The organism is Caballeronia sp., from assembly GCF_049581465.1.
Classification (GTDB): domain Bacteria; phylum Pseudomonadota; class Gammaproteobacteria; order Burkholderiales; family Burkholderiaceae; genus Caballeronia.
Map to the genome: position 1 here is coordinate 1 of NZ_JBAUSA010001118.1, position 10,777 is coordinate 10,777.

Here is a 10,777-nt window from a genome sequence, read left to right on the forward strand (position 1 = left end):
GAGACCCAGGCGATCGGCCAATCCGCCGGGCCGACTGGCGCACCGCAGCTAGACGCCCTGACGAGCCAGCTGAACGATTACTACACGGTATTGACTGTGGCAGACAATGCCCTGACGAACAACAGCATGCCGCCCGCGAGCGATGCCGCGGTGAAGCTCAAATTGACAGCCGATACGCTGCCCGCGCCGTTTCGCGAGATCCTGCGAAGTCTGGCGGTCCAAGGCTCGCAAGAGGTCAACCAGGGAATTGGGCAACTGTTGTCGCGTCAGATGGTGGTGACTATCGGCGATGCGTGTCGGCTTACCGTCGATGGCAACTATCCATTCGCGCCTGACAGCAAGCAGGATGTGAGCATCGATGACTTCACTCGGGTGTTTGCACAGGGCGGGGTAATCGACGATTTCTTCGTCAAGACGCTTGCGCCGTTCGTCGACACCGCAGCGAGACCTTGGCGCTATAAGACTTTGCCCGGTGCAACTGAGCCGGTACAAGGACCGAACCTGGAACCCTTCGAACGGGCGAAGGCGATCCGCGATGTGTTCTTCACCGATGCGGGTCAAAAGAAGCTTGCCTGGAAGGCCGAGATCAAGATACCCGAACTCGATCCGACGATCACTGGCCTCGTGCTTGATATCGATGGTCAAAGCGAGCAATACCAGCACGGCCCAGACCGGCCGTTCGCGGTGACGTGGCCGGGTCGGCGTGGCGGTGCGCATGCCGAAATCACGGCAAACCCGCGCATTCGGCCGGATACATCGACACTGTCCACGGACGGTCCGTGGGCATTGATGCGGCTGTTAAAGAAGGGGCGGCTAATCGAAACGGCAACGCCAGGACGCACACGCGCTGAGTTCGACTTCGATGGACGCAAAGCGATCCTCGATGTGGTCAGCACGGGTAGCGTGGCAAATCCGCTCACCAGCAATGTGCTGAAATCGTTTCAGTGTCCGAGTTCGATGCCGACGTTCAACCTGCCGGACAGCGGGCCGCCCGTTGGCTTACCCTCAGCATTGCCGGCAGTGCGAGTGCAAGCCGAGCCGGCAGTGACCGCACCCCGCGTGGAGAGCGTTGCGGAAACGGTCGATTACGCGCCGGAACGCCGCGAGCCGCCACCGGTTAAACCGAGTGTCAAGGCCGCGCCGGTGATGGATGACTGGGTGGGGACGCGTTAGTCTTCGTCAGGCCACAGCCCAGAAACTGCGGGATCATCTGCTCATGGAGGCAGCGTTAAGAGTGCCCTGATCGAGGCACGCGGAATTCGGGACCTATGCACGGAAAAATCTGCAATATGCTTTTCAGATAATTGATGTGAATAACGAGATCAATCGCTAATGGGCGTTTCTGCGCCCTCGCGCTCCGGAAAGACCGATCTTCTGTTACTCCGTTGTTTAGGTCCCGCGAACTGATTGAGACAGTATTGAACAAGACCAATGTCGAAGTAATAATTTGTCTTTCAATCTTGGTATGTAGGACATCTGATAAATTGTGACGCTTGCGGTCTGGACGAAGGGGTTAAGGGACGGCTACGCTTCCCTGAAAATCACAGAGAAGTAGAGGGAGCAGGGCACAGCAAACACTGCACCGGTCAATGCAACGCCGCGGTGCAATGATTGTCAGCAGGTGTTTTTTTAATTGTCCAACATGGGAAGTATGAAATTGACGACGATCAAGCGTTTGCTTAGCAAGACATCAGCACTTAGTGTAGTTGTACTGTCATCTCTTGTGATCACTTCCGCCTATGCACAGTCAATGGGAAACATGGGCGGGTCGGACAAGGTGTCGGTCGGAACAATGTCCATCCTTGCCGCTCCATCCGTAGCGGTCGCTGGGAGCGTAGGTGGCAAACCTCTAGTTGGCTCGGGCCTCGCGGGCATGGGAAGCGTTCTGGTTGTTTCAGGGATAGCCCAGGGCGCGAAGGATACCGTCGAAGTCATTCTCGATGCGTCGAGTGGAACGGGTAAGGTGTCAATAAAGCTCGGGCGATCGGCCTTCGAGAAGGTAGGCGTTTCGGTCGGCACCACAGTGCAGGTTGTGGCCGAATCAACAGGCACGCTTCTGATTGCTTCAGGAAAGCTGCTTGCCTTCATTCCAAACACAGTCGGCGAAGCGCTTCTTTACAATGAGCAAGTTCCCGGAGCCAGTCTGCAATGAAGCCGCGATCGATTATCAAGCGGTTATGGATCGCGGGCCTCGTAGTTGTGCTGTTCTCTCCGCTGCTTGCGTCTGCAGGGCAGAACTGCAACGACGCGTCGCTAGCGCCCACGACGGTTAGCAGCGCGATGCGCACAGCGCTGAACGTGACGGCAGAACTAGACAAGCGGCAGGTTCAGGTCGCGTTGCTAGGGCGTGTTGGACAGGACCTCTCTGGTTATAACCTCAAGTACAGCCACGTCGGTTTTATCTATCGCGAAGATCCCGATGTGCCTTGGCGCATCGTCCACCTGCTTAACGCGTGCGGAACGGCCGAGTCAGACCTGTGGTATCAGGGCGTAGGCAATTTTTTCCTCGACGACCTCTTTAGCTTTGACTCTGTTGTCATTGTCCCGCCCCGGGAAATCGCCGAGAAGCTGTTGCAGAGTTTTCGGAATGCTGGCGCTCTGCGTTCCGTACACGATAGTCACTATAGTATGGTCGGGTATCCATTTTCCACCCGCTATCAGAATTCGAACGATTGGGTGCTGGAGACGCTCGCGGCGGTCGAAGCGAAAGATGCCAGGATTGATACTCGTGAACAGGCGCAGGCGTGGCTTAAGCTCGCAGGGTATCAGCCATCGGAAATGCACATTGGTGCATTTAAACGTCTCGGTGGTCGCATGTTCAAGGCCAACGTTGCGTTCGACGACCATCCGTCGGAGCTGCGCTACTCAGACCGCATTCAAACCGTAACGGTTGACTCGATCATCGAATTCCTCTCTCGGCGTAACGAGGGCTGGCAGATCGTGGCGATTCCATCGCCGCGGGACGAGTTAAGGCAAGCAGCTGCGTTTGGGAAATAGGCTCTTAAATTACAAACGTCGACATAGTTGCGTCCGCGTCGGAGAGTGATGCATTGGCTGCTGGAAGCCCACGACAGGTGTGTCGCCGGGCAAGGACATGTCGGTCGTCGATATTTGTTGTCCCCGAGAGCGTGAGTGGCAACGCTCTCGCGTAGCGTCTGGAAATTCCGGCGGTGGAAGACCACCACCTAACCCACCCCCCACATCCCCACCAAGGGCGAATCAACCGATTCGCCCTTCACCTTCCCAGCAACCGCTTTAAACCTTCGTATTAACAAACATCCCGTTCAAGCTCGACGAGCCGTTTTGCTGGAGGTTGGAGCTGAGGGTTTGCAAGAACTGTTGCAGCGTTACATTCGATGCGGTCGATGTCGATCCGCTTGACGTCCCACTCGACGAAGACCCGCCTAACGATGACACCAGGTTCTGGAAGTCGGTGGACAACTGGCTTGATCCGCTCGTACTTGTCGAACCCGTAGAACTACCGCTTAGCGAATTGGCGAGTGCTGCCAACGACGAACTCAGATCGCCATATTGATTGCCTTGTGGCGGAGGCGGCGGGAGCTGAGCGACTTGGGAACTGGCGGACGTGCTTGCGGCCGCAGTCGTGCCGCTGATTGCGCTCGTTCCGGTTGTACTTGCGTCGGTGGTCGATCCCTGTTGCCCCGAAACCGACTGAAACAATGCGCCAACGAACTGCTGCAACATTGCGGCAAGACTGGTCGAAGACGCGTCGGTCGTAGAGGCCGTGCTGCTAGTGCCAGCAGACGTGCTCGACGCGGCGGTCGTGCCCGTCGTAGCCGTTGTCGCCGTCGCGCTCGTTGTACTCGTGGCCGATACAAGTCCAAGTTGTGCGAGCGTTTGCGCCAGCGCATCAGCGAGTGAATTACCGCTGTTGCTCGAATCCGATGACGACGTCGACGACGCCTTGTCCTTCCCGCCGCCGCCTTTATGCGAATGCATCCGATGCACTTCGGTAGGTTGGGTCGCGTTGGTGGTTCCCGTCAATGCTGCGGTCGACATGTTTTCCTCTTTTGTTATGAGTCCGACCACGTTATCGACGAACCTCGCACGTCCATCCGTCGATATAAGCCGACACTTGGCGTTTGATCAGGGGTTTAGATAGTCGAGTAAGAGAGCCTCGTTAAACACCGCGCACGCGACGAGCTTCGACTGTTATTACGCACGACTTACACGCGGACCGTGCAACCCTTTAAACACTGCTCAAAACAGTAGATCGCAGCGACTGAACCTGACAATCGCCTTCTATTTTGCGCACGTTTAAGAAGCGCATGTTCAACGTGCTTACAGCTCCAAGGTAAGGCGGAGTAATTAGTCCCAGGCACCGGTTCAGACCCAAAACCGCTCAAGATCAACCGCCGATGCCCCTCAACCCCCTATTTCGCCGAACTTGTCGCCAAACATGGGCAAGCCGCTCTTCGATGACTCTCGCGTCGCTTCGTCCTGAATCACATCCCAATGTTCGGCGAGGACGCCATCGGCGATACGCACGATGTCCGCCGTAATCCAAGCCGTCTTTTGGAAGCCGGAGAAGCGCCCATGCACGATCACCAGGTCGCCCTCGGCCAACGCGATGCCCGGTTCATACTTGAGCTCAGCGGGAAGGGATTCGATCAGGTTGCGCAAGCCATCGCGCCCGGGCGCAATGTGCGCGCTGTGCTGGATATAGTCCGGAGACCAGTACTTCTCCCATGCACTAGACTCGCGCCGGTTGAATGCCGACTCGAATGCTTCGAGCACCAGCGCCTTGTTTCTTGCTTCGGTCGATTGGGTCATGTCCTTCTCCTGAAGTGAAGCACGGTCAATCACTGCGGTTGCGTCATCATGTCATTGAACTGTTTAACGAACGTACCTTCGCCGGGGCCGGGATTATTGCGAAGCATCACTGCCTGCTCGACCACGACTTCGTCGCTATCTGTACCCAGCACCTTGATCGCTTCTGCAATGAACGGCGCAAGCGGCATCGCCCGTGGCTCTTCGTTGCTGTTCAGGAGGTCGGTCTGAACCCACGGCGGCGCGATTTCAAGCACCTTCACCGAACTGCCACCGAGCGTATAGCGCAGCGACAACGTATAGGAATGGAGCGCGGCCTTTGTCGATGAATACACGGCAGACATGGCGAGCGGCACGAATCCGAGCACCGACGATACATTGATGACCGCAGCGGACTCCTGCTTTTTAAAATGCTCGATCAGTGCCGATGTCATGCGGATCGGCCCCAGCAGGTTGGTCGTGACCGTCGACGTCAACAGGTCTTCCTCAATCACGCCGGCGGCATTGTCGATTTGCATGATGCCCGCGTTGTTGATCAGCACATTGAGCGCGGGGTAGTCGGCAATCAGTTTCTGCGCGACGGCAGCGATGCTCGCCGGGTCTTCCACATTGAGCTCGACAGACTGCATGCCTGGGTTTGCTTTCGTGGTTGCCTCCAGATGACCTTTCCTGCGGCCAGAAATAATGACCTGGTTGCCAAGCTTATGCAGCGCTTCAGCCAGTCCGCGTCCAATGCCAGAACCGCCGCCAGTGATGAAAATGGTGTTCCCGCTGAGTTTCATAAATACGCCTTTTGAATGTGGTCAGTAACGTCGTTAGAAGAGCCCAGAAGCTGCGCCGAGCATCGACGTCGCCTGTTCTGAACCGATAAGTTCAATATTGTTCGATGCAAAGTTGCCAGTCAAGAAAATTGAACTGAATAGTTTTTTAGTGAAATTCCGAACAATCGATGGGTCGAATCGGTGCTATCGCGATCGAATGCTTGTCAAGGCAAGTGAGTCTTCCAAACATGCGGCTTGACTGGATCGGCGTCTAGGGATGCGGCGTTTGAATCCAGCGAGAAAAGCGGAAGAATATTGTCTGCGTTCGGGTTGTTTCCCACAAACCCGGCAAACAGACCTAAAATCCCAGTCCGCAGCCGCTGCTTAATAACGTGCTCGCGGCGCAATAATGGCAATAACGCGCTTGCGGCACCGCAAAGCCACGGTTCTCGTCTTCGACTTATTCTTAGCGCGTGGGACCCATACCGGGACCGGCGCACCGAGTTAGCGATCAGCGTGTGACCATGGATTTACTACGACTACGCAACATCCAGGAACCTTCCTGCGAGCAGGGCGTTACATACAAACCGTCCTGATCACCCTGGCAGCTGAATTCGATCTACCGAGGCGCCGATGTTTTCAAATCTGGCTGTGCAACTCATCAACGGACTTGCCGAAGCGAGCGCGTTGTTCCTGGTCGCGTCGGGCTTGTCGCTCATCTTTGGCGTCACGCGGATCGTCAACTTTGCCCATGGCTCGTTCTACATGCTGGGCGTGTACGTGGCCTATAGCATGGCGAGCCGGTTCGGATCGACAGTGGCCGGCTTCTGGCTTTCTATGCTGTCGGCGGCCCTGGTCGTCGCGGCGCTGGGGGCACTCGTGGAAGTGCTTGTTCTTCGGCGCATCTATCAGGCGCCCGAGTTGTTTCACTTGCTCGCGACCTTCGCGCTCGTGCTGATCTTCCGCGACGCCGCGCTCTACATATGGGGACCGGAAGACTTGTTTGGACCGCGGGCACCGCTATTATCAGGCGCCATCACCGTACTGGGTCATCCATTGCCCACCTATAACATCGCGCTGATCGTCATCGGCCCCCTGGTGCTCGCGATGCTTTGGTACGCACTTACGCGCACCCGTTGGGGCACTTTGGTGCGTGCCGCCACGGGCGACCGCGAGATGCTCGGCGCGCTCGGAATCAATCAGGCCTGGCTCTTCACCGGCGTTTTTTTCGTCGGCGCGTTTCTCGCAGGACTCGGCGGCGCGTTGCAGGTGCCGCGAATGTCGGCCAATCTTTCGCTCGACCTCGATACCATTGGCAATGCGTTTGTCGTGGTCGTGGTCGGCGGCATGGGTTCGATTCCAGGCGCGTTCGTCGCTGCGCTGCTGATCGCGGAGATCAAGGCGCTGTGCATCGGTATCGGCGATGTAACCGTATTCGGCGTCGTGTTTTCGCTAAGCAAATTCACGCTAGTCGCTGAGTTCGTGCTGATGGCCGTTGTCCTGGTGATGCGGCCGTGGGGCTTGCTCGGCCGAGCGCAGACCGTCGTCCGTTCCATGGCGGTCGCCGAAACACCCTTGCGTCCCGCCGAGAGGCGACTGAAGATTTTCGCGGGCATCGTGCTCGCCGCGCTCGTGATTGCACCCGCGTTCTCCGGCGTGTTCCCCTACATGCCGATCCTGCTGGTGGAGATTATGATCGCCGTCCTGTTTGCGACGAGCCTGCATTTCATCATGGGTCCGGGTGGGATGCACTCGTTCGGTCATGCGGCGTATTTCGGACTGGGAGCCTACGGGGCAGCGCTATTTCTCAAGGTAATTAACCTGCCAATGGAAGCCGCGCTGGTCCTCGGCCCGTTGCTTGCCGGCTTAGGCGCGATCGTATTCGGCTGGTTTTGCGTGCGCCTTTCCGGCGTCTATCTCGCGATGCTGACGCTAGCGTTTGCGCAAATCGTATGGTCGGTCGTATTCCAGTGGGACGCCGTCACCGGTGGCAGTAACGGCATTCTCGGGTTGTGGCCTTCAAACTGGCTAAGCTCGCCGGTGGCTTACTACTACGTCACGGTGGTGTTCTCCGTCGCGGGAGTAGGGCTGTTGCGTCGCATGCTGTTCTCGCCGCTTGGCTACGCGATGCGAGCGTCGCGGGATTCGACATTACGCGCCGAGGCTATCGGTATCGATGTGAAACGGATCCAGTGGGTGGGCTTCGTGATCGCGTCGCTGTTCTGCGGACTCGCCGGATCGCTGTATGCGTTTTCCAAGGGAACGATATCGCCGGAGGTGATTAGTGTTGGGCGCTCGGTGGACGGCCTCGTGATGGTCCTGCTCGGCGGCTTGCAAACGCTCGCGGGTCCTATCGTGGGCGCTGCGGTGTTCACGTGGCTTGAAGACACGGTCGCGCGCCAGACCGACTATTGGCAGGCGCTGCTAGGCGCCGCGATCCTGTTCCTGGTGATTGCGTTCCCGCAAGGCATCGTGGGATTCGTGCGTGATAAGTTCGGACGAGACGGGAAGGCGGACGCAAGCGTCGCCGGCAAGCCGGTCGAGGAGGCTTCGTGACGCTCCTTCGGGTCTCAAAGCTTGAGAAGTCCTTTGGCGGCGTCAAGGCCGTGGACGACGTCTCCTTCGACCTCGCAGCAGGCCAATTGCTGGCACTCATTGGGCCGAACGGAGCGGGAAAATCGACCTGCTTTAACATGCTCAACGGCCAGCTAAAGCCAACAGCAGGGTCCATTCTTTTGAACGGCAATGAGATCGCCGGCAAGCGCCCACGCGATATCTGGCGTCTGGGCGTGGGCCGGACTTTCCAGATCGCTGCGACTTTCAACTCGATGACCGTCGTCGAAAACGTGCAGATGGCGTTGATGTCGCGCGACCGGCAGTTGTTCAACTTGTGGAAGCCGACATCATCCATCCACGCTGACGAAGCCATTGCATTGCTCGAACAGGTCGGCATGGCGGCACATGCGCGACGCGCATGCGGTGTGCTCGCCTATGGCGACGTCAAGCGTGTGGAACTCGCCATCGCCCTCGCCAACAAGCCGCAACTTCTCCTGATGGACGAACCCACGGCGGGCATGGCGCCCAAGGAACGCCACGACCTGATGGCATTGACCAAGCGACTCGTCATCGACCACAAGCTCGGCGTGCTGTTCACCGAGCACAGCATGGACGTGGTGTTCGCCTACGCCGACAAGCTGCTCGTACTGGCGCGCGGCAAGTTGATCGCCGAGGGGGACGCCGAGTCCGTGCGCAATGACCCGCACGTGCGCGAGGTGTATTTCGGCACGGGCAAGACATTCACGCCGCGCGCGCCGCTAGCCGCCGATGGAGTTTCGCAATGACAATGAACGCGGTCGCCGATGAACCATCCTTGCTAAAGGTCTCGGGCTTGAACGCGTTCTACGGTCGCGCGCAAATTCTTTACGACGTCGAACTCGAAGTCGGACGCGGCGAAGTCGTTGCCCTCATGGGACGAAACGGCGCCGGCAAATCGACGACGATGAAAGCGCTCATGGGCTTGCTGCCCGCGCGTCGTGGCTCAATTAGTTTCTGCGGCCATGACATCGCGAGGTTGCCGCCTTACAAGATTGCGCGCCTTGGGATGGGGTTCGTGCCGGAAGACCGGCGCGTGTTTGGCGATCTATCGGTGATGGAAAATCTTGACACCGGGCGTCGGCCGCCACGCGACAACGCGCCTAGCTGGACGCCCGAAAAGCTGTTCCGGCTGTTTCCGAATCTCGGCGAAATGCCGAACCGTCGCGGTAGCCAGATGAGCGGCGGCGAGCAGCAGATGCTGACTGTGTCGCGCACGCTGATGGGCAATCCGATCCTGGTCTTGCTCGATGAACCGTCGGAAGGCGTGGCGCCGATTATTGTGGAGCAGATGGCCAACATGATTCTCGAACTGAAGCGCGAGGGCTTGTCGATCCTGCTCTCCGAGCAAAACATGCATTTCGCCGAACTGGTCAGCGACCGGGCGTATGTACTGTAGAAACGACAGATTCGTTTTAGCGGCCCGATAGAAGAACTCGCTCGCGATGAAGCGGTGCGGCGCGCGTACCTGAGCGTCTGATCTGCTTTGCCCCGGGGCCAGATTTGCTTTACGCTTCCCCGTTCCTGATACAAGCAAAAGCAATCTTAAGCAACCTCAAGCAACTCGCTAAGCGACTCCTAGGCAATCGCTAGCCAATCTAATTCGGAGAGAAATCTATGACCACGCGTGCGGGTTCGTTGTTGCGTTGTGCGGTTTTCATGTTGACGCCGCTAGCGGCCGCAGTCGTGTCGGCAAGCGCTGCCGCCGACACCATCAAGATTGGCGAGATCAACAGCTACAAGGCCCAGCCTGCGTTTCTCGGGCCGTACAAGAATGGCTGGAACCTGGCGCTTGATGAAGTCAACGCGGCGGGCGGTATCGACGGCAAGATGCTTGAAGTGATTTCGCGCGACGACAATGGCAATCCGGGCGACACGATCCGCGTCGCGCAGGAATTGATGACGCGCGAACAGGTGTCGTTGCTGTTTGGCGGCTTCCTTTCGAATACGGGTCTCGCACTTGCCGACTACGCGAAGCAGCGCAAGGTATTTTTCCTCGCCGCCGAGCCGCTCACCGACAAGATCGTCTGGCAGGACGGCAACAAGTATACGTATCGCCTGCGTCCTTCCACCTACATGCAGGTAGCGATGCTTGTGCCCGAAGCGGTTAAGCTCAACAAGAAACGCTGGGCCGTCGTATATCCGAACTACGAGTACGGCCAGTCCGCCGTTGCTACTTTCAAGCGCTTGTTGACGGCGGCGCAACCTGACGTCGAGTTCGTTGCCGACCAGGCGACGCCGCTTGGCAAAATCGATGCTGGCGCGGTCACGCAGGCGCTTGCCGACGCAAAACCCGACGCCATCTTCAACGTCGAGTTCGCGGCTGACCTTGGCAAGTTCGTTCGTGAGGGCAACACACGCGGCTTGTTCAAGGACCGCGCGGTTGTGTCGTTGCTGACTGGCGAACCGGATTACCTTGATCCGCTGGGTGCCGAAGCGCCTACGGGGTGGATTGTCACAGGTTATCCGTGGTATTCGATCGATACCCCTGCGAACCGGAAGTTTGTCGCTGCGTACGAGTCGAAATATCACGACTATCCGCGACTCGGGTCGGTGGTTGGATATTCTGCGCTGATGTCGGTGGCGGACGGATTGAAGAAAGCGAAGTCGACTGATCCGGACAAGCTTGCGGC

At 58.0% G+C, this 10,777-nt stretch carries 9 protein-coding genes and 1 pseudogene; 7 read left to right on the top strand and 3 right to left on the bottom strand.

Features of this window, described 5'->3' with window-relative positions; all coding sequences use genetic code 11:
- The 3 genes from WCA53_RS27270 to WCA53_RS27280 all read left to right on the top strand — a co-directional run.
- On the top strand, positions 1-1,173 hold a 1,173-nt coding region (locus WCA53_RS27270; protein ID WP_423918073.1), incomplete at its 5' end, for a type VI secretion IcmF C-terminal domain-containing protein.
- Positions 1,174-1,651: 478 nt separating this feature from the next.
- Entirely contained in the window at positions 1,652-2,152 is a 501-nt protein-coding gene (locus WCA53_RS27275; RefSeq protein ID WP_423918078.1) for a hypothetical protein, read from the top strand.
- Positions 2,153-2,280: 128 nt separating this feature from the next.
- A complete protein-coding gene (locus tag WCA53_RS27280) occupies positions 2,281-2,997 on the top strand; it encodes a DUF2145 domain-containing protein (protein ID WP_423918081.1) in 717 nt (238 codons plus the stop codon).
- Between the two features lie 258 nt (positions 2,998-3,255).
- Here the strand turns inward: WCA53_RS27280 and WCA53_RS27285 are convergent, their stop codons facing one another.
- The 3 genes from WCA53_RS27285 to WCA53_RS27295 form a co-directional block, all read right to left on the bottom strand.
- Positions 3,256-4,020, bottom strand: a complete 765-nt coding sequence (locus WCA53_RS27285) for a hypothetical protein (protein ID WP_423918084.1) — start codon at positions 4,018-4,020, stop codon at positions 3,256-3,258.
- 366 nt (positions 4,021-4,386) lie between these two features.
- Positions 4,387-4,794, bottom strand: coding sequence for a nuclear transport factor 2 family protein (locus WCA53_RS27290; RefSeq protein WP_423918088.1), 408 nt, complete (start codon positions 4,792-4,794; stop codon positions 4,387-4,389).
- Between the two features lie 29 nt (positions 4,795-4,823).
- Positions 4,824-5,573 carry an SDR family oxidoreductase gene (locus WCA53_RS27295; RefSeq protein ID WP_423918093.1) on the bottom strand — a complete coding sequence of 250 codons (750 nt, stop codon included), beginning with the start codon at positions 5,571-5,573 and terminating at the stop codon, positions 4,824-4,826.
- A 612-nt stretch (positions 5,574-6,185) separates the two neighbouring features.
- Between WCA53_RS27295 and WCA53_RS27300 the strand changes: the two genes are divergently transcribed.
- From WCA53_RS27300 to WCA53_RS27315, 4 genes and pseudogenes are all read left to right on the top strand, one after another.
- On the top strand, positions 6,186-8,108 hold the full coding sequence (locus WCA53_RS27300; protein WP_423918096.1) for an ABC transporter permease: 1,923 nt from the start codon (positions 6,186-6,188) through the stop codon (positions 8,106-8,108).
- Complete coding sequence (locus tag WCA53_RS27305) at positions 8,105-8,893, top strand: ABC transporter ATP-binding protein (RefSeq protein WP_423918099.1); 789 nt, start codon at positions 8,105-8,107, stop codon at positions 8,891-8,893. Before WCA53_RS27300 ends, WCA53_RS27305 begins: the two co-directional genes overlap by 4 nt.
- Positions 8,890-9,624, top strand: a pseudogene (locus WCA53_RS27310) (ABC transporter ATP-binding protein). Before WCA53_RS27305 ends, WCA53_RS27310 begins: the two are co-directional and overlap by 4 nt.
- A gap of 137 nt (positions 9,625-9,761) precedes the next feature.
- Positions 9,762-10,777: ABC transporter substrate-binding protein (locus WCA53_RS27315; protein WP_423918102.1), on the top strand; the 1,016-nt coding region annotated here is incomplete at its 3' end.